We start from the raw sequence: 14,667 nt of genomic DNA, 5'->3' as shown, positions 1-14,667 counted from the left end.
TCAGGAGCCCGCCGCGTCGAGGGCGGCCTGCAGGGACTCCCTGTAGCCGTCGCTGGTGAGGGTCGCGCCGGACACCGTGTCGACGTCGGCGCTCTGCGCTTCGAGGGTCTCCTCGACGAGCCGCGGCACGGCGGCCGCGGTCTGCGGGTGGTCCGGCTGCCGGAGCATCCGCACGGCGCTGATCCGGTCGCCGTCGAGGGTGACCTCCACCTGCACCGGGCCCTTGTCGGTGACGACCGTCGAGCCCGCCACCACCCGCCGGGCGCTCCCGGCGGAGCCCGGCGAGGGGGACGGGACCGACGGCGCCGGTGCCGGGGCGGCCACCGCGCCGCCGGACGCCGCGGGCGACGGCTCGTAGCGCCACACCGGGATCAGGCCGGCGACGCTCAGGACCAGGACGGGTATCGCTCGTTTCACGGTCTCTTCCTCATCCCGCCAGGCTGAAGCGCTCGAAGTGGATCTGCGGCCCGGGCACGCCCAGCTCGCGCAGGGTGCCGAGGACGGTCTTCATCATCGGGGGCGGCCCGCACAGGAAGACGTCCCGGTCGGCGACGTCCGGGACCAGCCCGGCCAGCTCGGCCGGCGCCAGCCGGTCCGGGACCGCCGGCCCCGTCACCAGGTGCAGCTCGGAGCCCCTGGCGAGGGCGAGGTCCCGCAGCTCGTCGTGGAGCACCGCGTCCCGCTCGGCGGCCACCCGGTAGACCACCACCGCGTGCCCGTCGAGCTCCTCCAGCAGCGCCCGGACGGGGGTGACGCCCACGCCGCCCGCGATGAGCAGCGCCTTGGACCGGGTGCGGTGCAGCGCGGTGAAGGCGCCGTAGGGGCCCTCGGCGAAGACCCGCGTGCCGGGCCTGAGGTGCCGCAGCGCCGCGGTGCCGTCGCCGGCCGCCTTCACCGTGAGCCGCAGGGTGCGGCCGTCGGGCGCGGCGGACAGCGAGAACGGGTTCGCCTGCCACCAGCGGTCCTTCGTCAGGAACCGCCACAGGAAGAACTGGCCGGCCCGGGCGGGCAGCCGGTCCAGGCGGCGGCCGGTGACGTACACCGAGACCACCTCGTCGTTCTCCGGGACGACGGCCGTGACGCGCAGCCGGTGGCGCAGGTTGCGCCACAGCGGCAGCCCCAGCCGGCCCGCGGCCAGCGCGGTGAGCGCCGCGCCCCACAGGCCGTACCAGTAGGCCGTGGCGGCCGGCGACGCCGTGAACGTCGTCCCCGCCGCGACCTGGTGGGTGAAGGCCAGCACCACGGCCACGTAGGTGTACAGGTGGACGAAGTGCCAGGTCTCGTAGGCGAGGCGGCGCCGCGCCCGGCGGGCCGAGACCGCCCCGACGACGAGGAGCAGCACCAGGGCGACCACCGCGCGCAGCACGCCCTCGACCGTCCCGGCGAGGTCCACGAGCTGGTTCACCGGGTCCAGCGACGACGCCTGCGCGTACCCGGCGGTGACGAACACCGCGTGCCCGAGCAGCGTCCACACCAGGCCGAAGCCGACCCGGCGGTGCCAGGAGGTGAGCCGGTCCATGCCGATGCGCCGGTCCAGCCAGGGCAGCCGGGCCACCAGCAGCAGCTGGAAGGCCATGAGCAGGGCGCCGTACAGGCCGGTGAGCCGGCCCAGCAGGACCAGGGCGTTCGCGGCGAAGCCGCCCTGGACGAACAGGACGGCCACCACCACGGCGTTCGCGGCCAGCACGGCGTACAGGCCGGTGCGCGCCACGACGGACGGGCGTCTCCCCGCCGCGGGGGGCGCGGGGGGCGATGGGGCAACGGTCACGGCCGGCAACTCCCTCGTTCGGGTCCTGGGTACTCCGAGCTTCACCCGCGGGAGCTGTCGCCGGGCTGTCGGACGGCTTTCGAGTTCTTGTCGATGTGGCCGCCCGGCTGTGAGCGGCCTGGGGGGCACGGGCCGGGTGCCGCACTATGGGCGGGTGGAAAAAGTACGCCTCCTCGTCGTGGACGACGACCCGCCCATCGCCGACCTGGTCGCCACGGTCGCCCGCTACGAGGGCTGGGAGGCCGTCACCGCGCACACCGGCGAGCAGGCGCTGCGCCGCGCCGCCGAGTTCCGGCCGGACATCGTGGTGCTCGACCTGATGCTCCCGGACCTCGACGGCTTCGGCGTCCTGGACCGGCTGCGGCGCTCCGGCGCGATGGTGCCCGTGGTGTTCCTCACCGCCCGCGACGGGGTCGCCGACCGGGTGGCCGGGCTCACCCGGGGCGGGGACGACTACCTGGTCAAGCCGTTCGCGGTGGAGGAGCTCATGGCCCGGCTGCGGACCGTGCTGCGGCGCAGCGCCGGACCCGGCTTCCAGCGCTCCGTGCTGCGGGTCGGGGACCTGACGATGGACGAGGACACCCGCGAGGTCCGCCGCGACGGCAGGACGCTCACCCTCACCCCGACCGAGTACGAGGTGCTGCGCTACCTGATGCGCAAGTCGCCGACCGTCCTCACCAAGGCCCAGATCCTCGACCACGTGTGGGAGTACGGCTTCGGCGGCCGCTCCAACGTCGTCGAGCTGGTCGTCAGCCGGCTGCGCCGCAAGCTCGACGACACCGGCCCCCCGCTCATCCACACCGTGCGCGGCTTCGGGTACGTCGTACGGCAGGCCGCCGAGTGACCCGGCGGCTGCGCGCGGCCTACCGGCGCCTGCGGCTGGGCACCCGGCTCGCCCTGGGCCTCGGCGTGCTGTCGCTGGTGGTGTTCGCGGTCGTCGGCACGGCCCTGACCACGTACATGCGGGACTACCTGGAGCGGCAGCAGGGCGAGCAGCTGAAGCTGGTCCAGGTCACCCAGTCGAAGGACGCGGCGGTGCACGGCACCGTCCGGAAGCAGTCGTACTACGGCTGGTACACGGCGGTGTACGACGTCCGGGGCGGCGCCGCGCCCCGCCTGCGCGCCCGGGCCGTCGTCCCCGCCGACACCCGCCCGTTCACCGCCCTCGCCCGGGAACTGGCCCGCTCGGACGACGACCCGCTGCTGCGCACCGCGCGGATCGAGGGGGAGGGCCGGTACCGGCTGCGGGCCTGCGAGGTCGAGCCCGGGGTGGTGCTGGTCAGCGCGGCGCCCATGGCGGCCGTCGAGGCGACCGTGCAGCAGCTGATCACGGTCCAGGTGGTCGTCTTCGCGCTCGCGCTGCTGGCCCTGGTGTTCGCCGGGCGGACCATGCTGCGGCGCGGCCTGCAACCGCTCAGCGACATGGCGCACACCGCGCACGGCATCGCCTCGCACGACCTGACCGAGTCGGCGGCCCGGCTGCCGCTGCGCGCCGACGGCCCCGGCGGCGGCCCGGAGGTCGAGGAGCTGCGCACCGCGTTCAACACGATGCTGGAGCACATCGACGACTCCCTCGCCGTGCGCGCGGCGGCCGAGCGGCGGCTGCGCCGCTTCGTCGCGGACGCCTCCCACGAGCTGCGCACCCCGCTGATGTCGGTGCGCGGCTACGCGGACCTGTTCCAGTACGCCGCCGCCAACGCCCCCGGGGAACGCGACCGGCACCTGGCCCGGCTGCGGGCGGAGGCCGCGCGCATGGGCGTCCTGCTGGACGACCTGCTGCTGCTCGCCCGGCTCGACGCGGCGGAGGTCGAGGCCCCGCTGCGTCCCGAGGAGACGGACCTGGCGGAGCTGGTCCGGCAGGCCGCCGACGCGTTCCGGGCGGGCCACCCGGACCACCCGCTCGCGGTGCGCTGCGGCGAGGCCCCGCTCACGCTGCGCCTGGACCCCCAGCGCGTCCGGCAGGTCCTGGACAACCTCCTCACCAACGCCGCCGTGCACACCCCGCCCGGCACGGACGTCCGCGTCGAGGTCGCCGTGTCCGGCGGCACCGCCCTGGTCCGGGTCGCCGACGCGGGCCCCGGCATACCGCCCGAGGACCGGGAGCGGGTCTTCGACCGCTTCTACCGCGTCGACAAGGCCCGCAGCCGCGACCGCGGCGGCAGCGGCCTCGGCCTGGCCGTCGCCCAGTCCCTGGTCCGCGCGCACGGCGGCGCGATCACCCTGAGCAGCGCCCCGGGCACGACCGCCTTTACTGTCCGCCTCCCGCTGAACGGACCGGTCCCCGCCCACCGGTGACGGCCGGTCACACCGACCGGGCCGGCCGCTCTTCACGGGCCGGGCGCTCCTTGCGGACCGGCCGCGTCCGGTGGCCGGGGCGGACGCCGCGTGCCACGCGGCGGTACTCCCGACCGGTTCGCCGCGGGTCCGGTCCGGCTCCCACGGCACCGGCGGCGCAGGGGAGTTCGCGTCGGCGGGCCCGCCGGCAGGACCCGGATCCCCGGGACGCGCGGCCGCCGCCGTCTAGACTCGACCGGCGACAGATCGCACGACCTTGGCCAGAAGTCCGCCCACCCGAAGGGTATTCGGCGTCTTGATACGGATGGAATCAGTCACCAAGCGGTATCCGGACGGCACGGTCGCGGTCGACCGGCTCTCCCTGGAGATACCCGACCGGTCGATCACCGTCCTGGTCGGACCGTCCGGATGCGGCAAGACCACCACCCTGCGGATGATCAACAGGATGGTCGAGCCCAGCGAGGGGACCATCCTCCTCGACGGCGTCGACGTCACCCGCCGGCCGGTCACCGAGCTGCGCCGCTCCATGGGCTACGTCATCCAGAACGCCGGCCTCTTCCCGCACCGCACCATCGTCGACAACATCGCCACCGTGCCCCGCATGCTCGGCTGGGGCCGGCACAAGGCCCGGGCGCGGGCCCACGAGCTGATGGAGCGGGTCGGCCTGGACGCCTCGCTCGCCCGGCGGTACCCGTACCAGCTCTCCGGCGGACAGCAGCAACGCGTCGGCGTGGCCCGGGCGCTGGCCGCCGACCCGCCCGTGCTGCTCATGGACGAGCCGTTCTCGGCCGTCGACCCGGTGGTGCGCAAGGGACTCCAGGACGAACTGCTGCGCATCCAGCGGGAGCTGGCCAAGACCATCGTCTTCGTCACCCACGACATCGACGAGGCGATCAAGCTGGGCACCCGGGTGGCCGTGCTGCGCACCGGCGGCCGGCTCGCCCAGTTCGCGCCGCCCGCCGAGCTGCTGTCCGCCCCCGCGGACGCCTTCGTCGAGGACTTCCTCGGCGCCGACCGCGGCATCCGCCGGCTGTCCTTCTTCTCCTCCGCCGGGCTGGAGCTGACGACCGGCCCGGTGATCCCCGTCGACGCCGGCGCCGAGCGGATCGCCGCCGCCGCGGCGACCGCGCCGCACCTCCTGGTCACCGACGCGCAGGGCCGGCCGCTCGGCTGGGGCGAGCCGGGCGGCCTGACCGCCGGGGACATCAGGCCCGAGCGGCTGCTCCCCTTCGGCCGGCCCTTCGTACCCGGCACCGACTCGCTGCGGGCCGCCCTGGACGGCGCCGTGCTCTCGCCCACCGGCTGGGCCGTCGCCGTGGACGCCGACGGCACCGTCACGGGCGTCGTCTCGCAGCACACGATCGGCGAGGCGATCCGCGGCGCGCACGCCGGGGCGCGCGCGGACGGGGAGAACGCGGAGAACGGGGAGAACGGGGAGAGCGCGAAGGGCGCGGAAGCCGCCGAGGACCCGAAGAAGGCGGCGGCGCGGACGGACGCCGAGGTCGCCCCGTGAACGGCTTCTTCGACATCCCGAGCGACCTCCAGCACAGCTACCTCGGCCTGATCGGACTGCACCTGCGGGAGGCCCTGCTGCCCGTCGCGGCCGGACTGCTGCTGGCGCTGCCGATCGCCCAGCTGTGCGTGCGGTACCGCTGGCTGTACCCGCCCGTGCTCGGCGTCACGACCGTGCTGTACGCCATCCCCTCGCTGGCGTTCTTCGTCGTCCTCATCGACTACACCGGCCAGACCGAGCTCACCGTGATGATCCCGCTGACCGTCTACAGCCTGGTGGTGCTCGTCCCCGCCATCGTCGACGGCGTGCGCTCGGTCCCCCAGGAGACCCTGGCCGCGGCCACCGCCATGGGCTTCGGGCCGCTGCGGCGCTACCTCGCCGTGCAGTTGCCGATCGCCGTGCCCGCCCTCGTGGCCGGGCTGCGGGTGGCCACCGTCTCCAGCATCTCCCTCGTCAGCGTCGGCACCCTGATCGGCAACCAGGGCGCCCTCGGCAACCTGCTCGCGGACGCCATGTTCTACAACCGGCCCGAGCTGGCGGTGAACTCCGTGGTCACCACCGCCGCGCTGGCGATCGCCTGCGACGCGCTGCTGGTCGGCGTCCGCACCCTGCTGACGCCCTGGATGCCGCGCGCCGCGCGACCCCGGCCCGCGGAGACCGGCGGGCCGCACACGAAGGGCGCCGCCCGGTGAACGTACTGAACTTCGTCCAGGCCTTCTTCGGCGACCCGGCCCACTGGCACGGTCACGACGGCATCCCGCAGCGCCTCCTCGAACACGTCGGGTACTCGCTGCTGGCGCTCGGCCTCGCCGCCGGGATCGGGCTGCCCGTCGGCCTGCTCACCGGGCACACCGGGCGCGGCGGCAACGCGCTCGCCTTCCTCGCCACCGCCGCCCGCGCCCTGCCCAGCTTCAACCTGCTGGTGCTGATGTTCGTGCTGCTCGGCCTCGGCCTGCTGCCCGTGATGATCCCGCTGGTCGTCCTCGCCGTCCCGCCGATCCTCGTCACCACCTACGAGGCGGTCCGCTCCGTCGACCCCGCGCCGGTGGACGCCGCCCGCGGCCTGGGCATGCGTGAGGGACGGATCCTGTTCCGGGTCGAACTGCCCGTCGCTCTGCCGCTGATCCTGGGCGGCCTGCTCTCGGCGGCCGTCCAGATCGTGTCGACGGCCACCATCGCCGCGTACGTCAGCCTCGGCGGCCTCGGCCGGTACATCGTCGACGGCCTCTACCAGCGCGACTACGAGAAGGTGGTGGGCGGCGCCACGCTGGTGGCCGCCCTGGCGCTGGCCACGCTCGCGGTGTTCCGCCTGGTCGCGCGGATCGTGGTGTCGCCGGGCGTCCGCGGGAGGTGACGGGTGCCGCCGGTCCCCGCGCGGCCGGCGGCACATCGACGCCAATCGGTGACCGGGTCGCCCTTGACTGATCGTCAAGCGGCTGGCTTGGATCGGTGGGTGACTACTTCCGCGAAGAGAAGCAGCTGGTTCAGAACGAGGCGCCCCGGTGCGGCCGCCGTCGCACTCGCCGCCGCGACGGCGCTGCTCGCGGGCTGTGGGTCCGGCGGGACGAGCGACCCGCTCGCCGAGGACAAGGGCGACGGCGGGACCGTCGTCGTCGGCTCCAACAACTTCGCCGAGAGCATCCTGCTGGCCGACATCTACGGAGAGGCCCTCAAGGCCAAGGGCATCAAGGTCGAGTACAAGCCCAACATCGGCAGCCGCGAGACCACCTACGGCCTGATCAAGAACGGTTCCCTCACACTCATACCCGAGTACAACGGCTCCCTGCTGGCCTACCTCGACGCCAAGGCCAAGCCGGCCACGGTCGAGGAGACCACGGCGGCCATCAACGCCAAGCTGGACGCCCGGCTCGAACTGCTCCGGCCCGCCCCGGCGCAGGACAAGGACTCCGTCACCGTCAACGCGGTCACCGCCCGGAAGCACGGGCTCACCGCCGAGTCCGGCATCGGCGACCTGAAGGACGTCGCCCAGGACCTGGTCTTCGGCGGTTCGCCGGAGTTCCAGACCCGGCACCAGGGCCTGGCCGGCCTGAAGTCCGTGTACGGGCTGGAGTTCAAGTCGTTCAAGGCCCTCGACGCGGGCGGCCCGCTCACCCGCTCGGCGCTGCAGAAGAACACCGTGCAGGTCGCGGACGTCTTCACCACGGACCCGGCCATCGCCCGGGAGAAGTTCGTGGTCCTGAAGGACCCCGAGAACCTCTTCGGCTTCCAGAACGTGCAGCCGCTGGTCCGCAAGGGCGAGCTGCCGAAGAAGGGCGTCGACGCCCTCGACGCCGTCTCCGCGAAGCTGGACACGGACACGCTGAGGGAACTCGACGCCCAGGTGCAGCTGGAGAAGAAGGATCCGCTGGACGTGGCGAAGGCGTGGCTGAAGTCGGTGGGCCTGGCCTGACCCCGGCTACGCGCGGGCCGCGGTGGCGATCAGCCGGTCGATCAGCGCGACCAGCACGTCCCGGCACGACTCCCGCTCCCGCGCGTCGCACAGCAGCACCGGGACGTCCTCCGGCAGCGCGAGGGCGTCCCGGACGTCCTCGGGCGGGTACGGGTGCCGCCCGTGGAAGCCGTTGACGCCGACGACGAACGGGATGCCCCGGCGCTCGAAGAAGTCGATCGCCGCGAAACTGGACCCGGGCCGGCGCACGTCGACCAGGACGACCGCCCCGAGGGCGCCGATGGCCAGGTCGTTCCACATGAACCAGAACCGCTGCTGGCCCGGCGTGCCGAACAGGTACAGCACCAGGTCGTCGGCGATGGTGATCCGGCCGAAGTCCAGGGCCACGGTGGTGGCCCGCTTCTCCTCGATGCCGTCGAGGTCGTCGACGTCCAGGCCCGCCGTGGTCAGCGGTTCCTCGGTGCGCAGCGGCACGATCTCGCTGACCGAGCCGACCATGGTCGTCTTGCCGACGCCGAAGCCGCCGGCGATCAGGATCTTGACCGCGTCGGGGGCGGCCGCGTCGGGGGTGGCCGCGTCGGGCGCCGCGGCCGCGTCGGCGGTGTCAGAGCCGGCCAAGGCCGTCCCTCACTTTCTGCAGCAGGTCCAGGTCCGGGGCGGTACGGGAGACGCGGCGCGGCGGGCGGGCGGTGATCCGGCCGGCCTCCAGCAGGTCGCAGAGCAGGATGACGACCACGCTCACCGGCAGGTCGAGACGGGCCGCGAGTTCCGCCACGGCGACCGGCTCGGCGCACAGCCGCAGGATCCGCAGGTGCTCGGGCTGCGGCCGGGCGGCCGACGCGGGCTGCGGGTCCACGGCCGTCACCGTCGTGATGAGCGTGAAGTCCGAGCGGCTCGGCCGGGTCCGGCCACCCGTCAGGGTGAACGGCCGCACGAGCCGGCCCGGGGTGTCGCCTGCGGTCACCTCACGCGCCGGAGCCGGCCGCGCCCCGCGGAGCCGCGCTCAGGTGCTCGCCGATCTTCTTCACCAGCATGTTCATCTGGTACGCCACCACCCCGACGTCCGCGCCCGGCCCGGTGAGCACCACGAGGTGGGCGCCCGGCCCCGCCGAGGTGAGGATCAGGTAGCTGTGGGCCATCTCGATGAGGGCCTGCCGCACCGGGCCGCCCCGGAAGTCCATGCTGACGCCCTTGCTGAGGCTCATCAGGCCGGAGGCGGTCGCCGCGAGCCGCTCGGCGTCGTCGCGCAGGAAACCGGTGGACTTGCTGACGACCAGTCCGTCCTCGGAGAGCACCACGGCGTGGTTCACGTCGGCGACCCGTTCCACGAGTCCGGTGAGCAACTGGTCCAGCTGGGTGTGCGTGGCGGGGGTGGGGCGTGTCATGGCGGTGTTTCCTTCGTCGGCGGTCGGTCTTCGGAACGGGGCTCGGGGGCCAGAGGCCAGGGGCCGGGGGCCAGGAGTCAGTGATCGGTGGGCGGGGGCGAGGGGGCGGGGTCGGCGGCGGCCCGCTCCGGGCCGTCCGCGTCCCCGTGGCCGTGCGGCGGCCCGGCACCGGCGCCGGGCTCGCGGGCCCGGCGTTCGTCACCGTGCCCGCCACCGGGGCCGTCCGCGAGGGCACCGGCCCGGTCACCGGCCCGGTCGTCCGTCCGGCCACCGGCCCGCCCGTCCCGCGTGTCGCCGTGCGTCCCGTCCCGCGCCTCGTCCCGCGCCTCGTCCCGCACCGCGTCCTGCGCCTCGTCCCGCACCGCGTCCCGCACCGCGTCCTGCGCCTCGTCCCGCGCCCGGAGCGTGCCGTGCTGGAAGCCGGCGAGGGAGGAGGCGGCGCGTTCCGCGGTGAAGTCGTCGAGGGCGTCGTCGTCCCCGGCGGGCGGGGCCTCCTCGCGCAGCTCGGCGGCCAGGCTGGTCTGCGGCACCCGGCGGGGGAGCGGGACGAGCCCGTCCGGCCGGAGCGCGGGCGCGGGCCGCACGGGGGTGCGCGGCCGGGACTCCCGGGCCGCCGCCGGCTCCCCCGGCTCCGGCGCGGCGGCCCCGGCGTGTTCCGCGTCCGGCGCGCTCGCCGCACCCCCTGCGTCCTCGCCGTGCCGGGGTGCCCGTGCGTCCTCGCCGTGCTCAAGTGCCCCTGCGTCCTCGCCGTGCCGCGGTTCCGGCAGGCCGTCGCCCGGCACCTCCCGGACCACCACGTCGTGCGGGACGAGGACGATCGCCGTCGTCCCGCCGTACGGCGACGGGCGCAGCGTGACGGTGATGCCGTGCCGGTGGGCGAGCCGGCCGACCACGAACATGCCCAGCCGCAGGTCGCCGGCGAGCGCCACCACGTCGAACTGCGGGTCCACCGCCAACTGGGCGTTGAACGAGGCGTAGTCCTCCTCCGTCAGGCCCAGGCCCCGGTCCTCGATCTCGACGGCCAGCCCCTTGGCCACCATCGCGGCCCGCACCCCGACGGGGCTCGGCGCGGGGGAGTACGCGGTGGCGTTGTCGATGAGCTCGGCCAGCAGGTGGATCACGTCGGCCACCGCGGGCGGGGCGAGGTACACCTCCTCCTCGGTGTGCACCTCCACCCGCTGGTACTCGGCGACCTCGCCGACGGCGCCGCGCAGGATGTCGATCAGCGCGACCGGCTCGCTCCAGCTGCGCCCGGGCCGCTCGCCGCTGACGATGACGAGGTTCTCCTGGTAGCGGCGCAACTGACTGGCCGTGGAGTCCAGTTCGTACAGGCCCGCCAGGACGTCCGGGTCGGTGTGCCGGCGCTCCAGCGCGTCCAGCTTGCCGAGCTGGAGGTTGACCAGGTTCTGGCTCTGCCGGGCGATGCCGAGGATGACCTTCTGGAAACCGCGCCGGGTGTCGGCGAGTTCCACCGCGGTGTGCACCGCGGTGCGCTGGGCGATGTCGAACGCGTGCGCCACCTGGCCGAGTTCGTCGTCACCGTAGTCCAGCGGCGTCGTCGCGGACCCCGGGTCGACCGTCTCGCCCCGCTCCAGCCGGGCCACCACGTCGGGCAGCCGTTCCTCGGCCAGGCTCAGGGTGGCCATCCGCAGGCCGCGCAGCCGCCGGGACAGCGAGCGGGTGATCCGCCAGGACATCACCGCGCACAGCACCACGGCGACCAGCCCGCCGGCGCTCAGCGAGGCCGCCGTGACCAGCAGGCCGCGGGCCTCGTCGGCGCTGCGGTCGAGCAGCTCCGCGGTCTGGCCCCGGATCAGGTCCGTGTACTGCTCGGACACCTCCTCCAGCGCGGCGGTCCACTGCCGCCGCGCGTCCGGGAGCGGGACGAGCCCGCCGCGGTCCCCGGCGCGTGCGGCGACGATCCGGTCCTCCACGCGCAGCAGCGTCCGCCACTGCGGGCTCCGCAGGATCCGCTCGGTCCGCGTCTTCACGCCGCCGCGCAGCGCGGGGACGATCTGGTCCTCGACCAGCCAGCGGCGGGTGTTGACCAGCTGGACGAACTCGGTCCACGCCCGCTCGTCGAAGCCGCCCGACGCCCACGCGAGGGTGAGCCGCGCGTCCTCCTGGGAGACCAGCTCCGCCGCCTCCGCCAGCGCGACCAGCGGGTCGGCCTGCGAGGTGAGGTCGCCGTCGTCGACCTGGGACAGCTCGTGGAAGGCGTGGATCTGCTCGTCGATGATCGAGGTGTACTGCTCCAGGACCTGCTCGGCGGTGATGTCGGTGGGGTGGTCCACCTGGTCCCGGTAGTACTCCAGGCTGCCCACCCCGCCGAGGACCGAGTACAGCCGGTCCGAGACGCGCGCCGGAGCCCGCCCGACCGCGTCCGCCTGCCCGGCGAGCTTCGCCACCGCCGCGTCCGTCCTGGCGCGCTGCGCGTCGAGGGCGGCCCGGGAGCCGTGCGGGGCGGCCAGCCACGCCGCCGACAGGCGGCGCTCCCGCTGGAGCGCCAGGGTCGCCTCGGTGCCCATGGCGCCGGTCGACCGGCTCAGCTCCGTCTGGGCGCGCAGCCGCAGGCCCTCCGAGAACATCTGGATCGTGGTCACGCCCCACATCGCGGTGAGGGTGACGCTGGGCACCAGGGCCAGCAGGATCAGGGAGAGGCGTATGGAGCCGAGGCGGCGCCGGGCCCGGGTGCGTGGGGACATCGTCGTCCTGGGGCGATCAGCGGGAGCGGGGGGAGCGGGGGGAGCGGGGTGGTGCTGCTGCGCCGGCACGGGGCCCGCCCGGTCAGCGGGTGCCGTTGGCCGCGAACCGGGCCACCGCGGCGACGTTCGTCCGGGTCACGAACGCGGGCCCGGTGAGCACCGGGGCCACTCCGCCGCCGCTGACGTTGCCGTTGGTCCGGTACAGCCACAGCGCGTCCACCGCGAGGTAGCCCTGGAGGTAGGGCTGCTGGTCCACCGCGAACTGCACGTCGCCCTTCCGCACGGCCGCGACCAGCTCCTCGCTGAGGTCGAAGGTGGCCACGCGGGCCCTGCTGCCCGCCCGCTCCACGGACTCGACGCCGGCCAGCGCGAACTGCGCGCCCAGCGTGACGACTTCGTCGATGGTGGGGTCCTGGCGCAGCCGCGCCGTGACGGCGCCGGTCACCGCGTCCAGGTCGGTGCCCTCGACGTAGAGGTTCTCCGTCTCGCCGCGGAAGGTCTTCTTCACGCCGGCGCAGCGGGCCTCCATCGCCACGTTGCCCCGCTCGTGGACGACGCACAGGGCGTGCTCGGCCCCGAGGCCGTTCAGCTTGTCGCCGACCGCCCGGCCGGCCAGGCTCTCGTCCTGGCCGAAGTACTCCAGCAGGCCCGCGGACTTCCAGGCGTCGATGCCGGAGTTGAGTCCCACCACGGGTATCCCGGCCCGCCGGGCCTCGGCGACCGGGCCCTTCATCGCCTGCGGCTTGGCGAGCGTCACCGCGATGCCGTCGACCCCGTCGCGGACCGCGTCCCGCACCAGTTCGGCCTGCGCCGTCGCGTCGGAGTCGCTGGCGAAGGCCAGCTCGACGCCGTCCTTGGCGGCCGCCGCCTCGGCGCCCTTGCGCACCAGGTCCCAGAAGGCGTCGCCCTCGCCGCCGTGCGCGACCAGGGCGACCTTCAGCCGGGCGGCGCCGGCCGGGCGCCCGTCGGCCGCCTCGCCGGCCGCGCCGAGGGCGGAGCAGCCGCCCGTCAGCAGGCTCACGACGGCGACGAGGGCCGCGGCGCGGCGCGGTCCCGGAGGGCGGTGGGACGGGGCGGACGTGGTCATGGGGGTGCGGCACCTCGCTGTGCGGCCGAGCAAGAGCAGGGGGAGAGCGCAGACGGAACCGCGTGCTGTGCACCGACCGGGTGACTCTCGCTGGCCGGAGCCAACCGTGCGAGGCCACCGGTCGTCAAGTGAACGACCACGTGACGTGAGGTGCCGCTGCCGCATCGTGATGATCCGTACGGCCGGTCGGACAACGGGGAGGTGCCCGTGGACCGCAGGTCAGCCCAGGCGTACGGGCAGCGACCTGTGGCCGTGGGAGATGAACGAGTCGACCGGTTCCAACCCGCCGGGCGGGACGGCGAGTTCCAGCCCCGGGAAGCGGCCGAAGAGCGCCGGGAGGGCCACGCGCGCCTCCAGCCTGCCGAGCGGGGCGCCCGGGCAGTGGTGCACGCCGTGGCCGAACGCCAGGTGGTCCTTCCGGGGGCGGGTGACGTCGAAGTCGTCGGCGTCCGGGCCGTGGTGCGCCGGGTCGCGCCCCGCGGCGGCGTACGCGGCGAGGATCGCCTCGCCCTTGCGGATCACCGTGTCCGGCGGGCCGCCGAGGCCGCTCAGCGGCAGGTCCTCCACCGCGTACCGCAGCGGCAGACTGGCCACCGGCGCCTCCGCGCGCAGCGTCTCCTCGACGACGTCCTCCCAGGTGGCGCGTCCGGCGCGGACGTGGGCGAGCTGGCCGGGGTGGGCGAGCAGGGCGTGCACGGCGTTGTCGAGGAGGTTGACCGTCGTCTCGTGGCCGGCGCTGATCAGCAGCAACAGCGTGTCGAGCAGCTCCTGTTCGCCGAGCCGGGTGCCGCTCTCCTCGTCGCGGGCCGCGATCAGCGCGCTGGTCAGGTCGTCGCCGGGCACCGCCCGTTTCAGGGCGACGAGTTCGTCGAGGACGGCGTAGAACCGGGCGGTGGTGCCGGTGACTTCGGCCGGGTCGGCCGACGTGTGGAAGACGCCGTCCACGACGGCCCGCAGCTCCGCGCCCAGGTTCTCGGGCAGGCCGAGCAGTTCGCCGATGACCCGGATGGGCAGCGGATAGCAGAACTCCTGGCGCAGGTCGACCGGGCGGCCCGCCGCGCCGGCCTCGGCGACCCGGTCGAGCAGCGCCGCCGTGATCTCCTCGATCCGGGGCCGCAGCGCGGCCGTGCGGCGGGCGGTGAACGCCGTGGAGACCAGGGACCGCAGCCGCTTGTGCTCGTCGCCGTAGGCCGTGAACATGTTCCGCACCGCGACCCAGGTGTACAGCGGCCACTCCGGGGAGACCTCCCCGGCGGTCCACCGGGGCCAGTGCCGGCGCGGGTCCTTCGACACCCGGGGGTCGGCGAGCAGTCGCCGCAGCAGGGCGGTGTCGCTGACCGCCCAGGCCGGGACGCCGTGCGGGAGCTCGACGGGCGTGACGGGTCCGCGGGCGCGGATCCGGGCGGCCTCCCCGTGGATGTCGCGGCCGGTCGGGTCGATCACCACCGGATGCGTGAAGTCCATCGCACTCCCCTCGCGGTCGCGGCTCTCCGGTCGCGCCGGG

At 74.7% G+C, this 14,667-nt stretch carries 14 protein-coding genes; 6 read left to right on the top strand and 8 right to left on the bottom strand.

Features of this window, described 5'->3' with window-relative positions:
* Both ACIF8T_RS14800 and ACIF8T_RS14795 read right to left on the bottom strand, forming a co-directional pair.
* Entirely contained in the window at positions 1-417 is a 417-nt protein-coding gene (locus tag ACIF8T_RS14800; protein ID WP_400034908.1) for an FMN-binding protein, read from the bottom strand.
* Positions 418-427: 10 nt separating this feature from the next.
* Positions 428-1,768, bottom strand: coding sequence for a ferric reductase-like transmembrane domain-containing protein (locus ACIF8T_RS14795; RefSeq protein WP_400034906.1), 1,341 nt, complete (start codon positions 1,766-1,768; stop codon positions 428-430).
* Between the two features lie 154 nt (positions 1,769-1,922).
* On the opposite strand from ACIF8T_RS14795, the gene ACIF8T_RS14790 reads away from it, so the two are divergent.
* The 6 genes from ACIF8T_RS14790 (at position 1,923) to ACIF8T_RS14765 (ending at position 7,986) form a co-directional block, all read left to right on the top strand.
* Complete coding sequence (locus tag ACIF8T_RS14790) at positions 1,923-2,612, top strand: response regulator transcription factor (RefSeq protein WP_400034904.1); 690 nt, start codon at positions 1,923-1,925, stop codon at positions 2,610-2,612.
* Positions 2,609-4,063, top strand: a complete 1,455-nt coding sequence (locus ACIF8T_RS14785; protein ID WP_400034901.1) for an ATP-binding protein — start codon at positions 2,609-2,611, stop codon at positions 4,061-4,063. The genes ACIF8T_RS14790 and ACIF8T_RS14785 overlap by 4 nt, the downstream gene beginning before the upstream one ends.
* Positions 4,064-4,358: 295 nt before the next feature.
* Complete coding sequence (locus ACIF8T_RS14780; RefSeq protein WP_400034899.1) at positions 4,359-5,576, top strand: ABC transporter ATP-binding protein; 1,218 nt, start codon at positions 4,359-4,361, stop codon at positions 5,574-5,576.
* Entirely contained in the window at positions 5,573-6,268 is a 696-nt protein-coding gene (locus ACIF8T_RS14775; RefSeq protein WP_400034897.1) for an ABC transporter permease, read from the top strand. The genes ACIF8T_RS14780 and ACIF8T_RS14775 overlap by 4 nt, the downstream gene beginning before the upstream one ends.
* Complete coding sequence (locus ACIF8T_RS14770) at positions 6,265-6,930, top strand: ABC transporter permease (RefSeq protein ID WP_400034895.1); 666 nt, start codon at positions 6,265-6,267, stop codon at positions 6,928-6,930. The genes ACIF8T_RS14775 and ACIF8T_RS14770 overlap by 4 nt, the downstream gene beginning before the upstream one ends.
* Before the next feature lie 99 nt (positions 6,931-7,029).
* On the top strand, positions 7,030-7,986 hold the full coding sequence (locus ACIF8T_RS14765; protein WP_400034893.1) for an ABC transporter substrate-binding protein: 957 nt from the start codon (positions 7,030-7,032) through the stop codon (positions 7,984-7,986).
* Positions 7,987-7,992: 6 nt separating this feature from the next.
* On the opposite strand, the gene ACIF8T_RS14760 is transcribed toward ACIF8T_RS14765, so the two are convergent.
* The 6 genes from ACIF8T_RS14760 to ACIF8T_RS14735 form a co-directional block, all read right to left on the bottom strand.
* Complete coding sequence (locus ACIF8T_RS14760) at positions 7,993-8,604, bottom strand: GTP-binding protein (protein ID WP_400034891.1); 612 nt, start codon at positions 8,602-8,604, stop codon at positions 7,993-7,995.
* Positions 8,591-8,950: a DUF742 domain-containing protein gene (locus ACIF8T_RS14755; RefSeq protein WP_400034889.1), complete on the bottom strand. Its 360-nt coding sequence runs from the start codon at positions 8,948-8,950 to the stop codon at positions 8,591-8,593. The genes ACIF8T_RS14760 and ACIF8T_RS14755 overlap by 14 nt, the downstream gene beginning before the upstream one ends.
* Before the next feature lies 1 nt (position 8,951).
* Positions 8,952-9,371 (bottom strand): roadblock/LC7 domain-containing protein, encoded by a 420-nt coding sequence (locus ACIF8T_RS14750; protein WP_400034887.1) that lies wholly within the window; start codon positions 9,369-9,371, stop codon positions 8,952-8,954.
* 77 nt (positions 9,372-9,448) lie between these two features.
* Complete coding sequence (locus ACIF8T_RS14745) at positions 9,449-12,076, bottom strand: nitrate- and nitrite sensing domain-containing protein (RefSeq protein ID WP_400034885.1); 2,628 nt, start codon at positions 12,074-12,076, stop codon at positions 9,449-9,451.
* An 82-nt stretch (positions 12,077-12,158) separates the two neighbouring features.
* The gene (locus ACIF8T_RS14740; RefSeq protein WP_400034883.1) at positions 12,159-13,163 is read right to left on the bottom strand and encodes a substrate-binding domain-containing protein; all 1,005 of its coding nucleotides are present in this window, start codon (positions 13,161-13,163) and stop codon (positions 12,159-12,161) included.
* Positions 13,164-13,382: 219 nt separating this feature from the next.
* Positions 13,383-14,627: a cytochrome P450 gene (locus ACIF8T_RS14735; RefSeq protein WP_400034881.1), complete on the bottom strand. Its 1,245-nt coding sequence runs from the start codon at positions 14,625-14,627 to the stop codon at positions 13,383-13,385.
* Positions 14,628-14,667: the final 40 nt, after the last annotated feature.

This window comes from Streptomyces sp. NPDC085946, assembly GCF_044540485.1.
Taxonomy (GTDB): domain Bacteria; phylum Actinomycetota; class Actinomycetes; order Streptomycetales; family Streptomycetaceae; genus Streptomyces.
This window is presented reverse-complemented; position numbering and strand designations above follow the sequence as displayed.

Excerpts from the sequence above, each read along its gene's own strand:
- ACIF8T_RS14740 (WP_400034883.1), bottom strand. The coding sequence starts at position 13,163 with ATGACCACGTCCGCCCCGTCCCACCGCCCTCCGGGACCGCGCCGCGCC.
- ACIF8T_RS14750 (WP_400034887.1), bottom strand. The coding sequence starts at position 9,371 with ATGACACGCCCCACCCCCGCCACGCACACCCAGCTGGACCAGTTGCTC.
- ACIF8T_RS14735 (WP_400034881.1), bottom strand. The coding sequence starts at position 14,627 with ATGGACTTCACGCATCCGGTGGTGATCGACCCGACCGGCCGCGACATC.
- ACIF8T_RS14745 (WP_400034885.1), bottom strand. The coding sequence starts at position 12,076 with ATGTCCCCACGCACCCGGGCCCGGCGCCGCCTCGGCTCCATACGCCTC.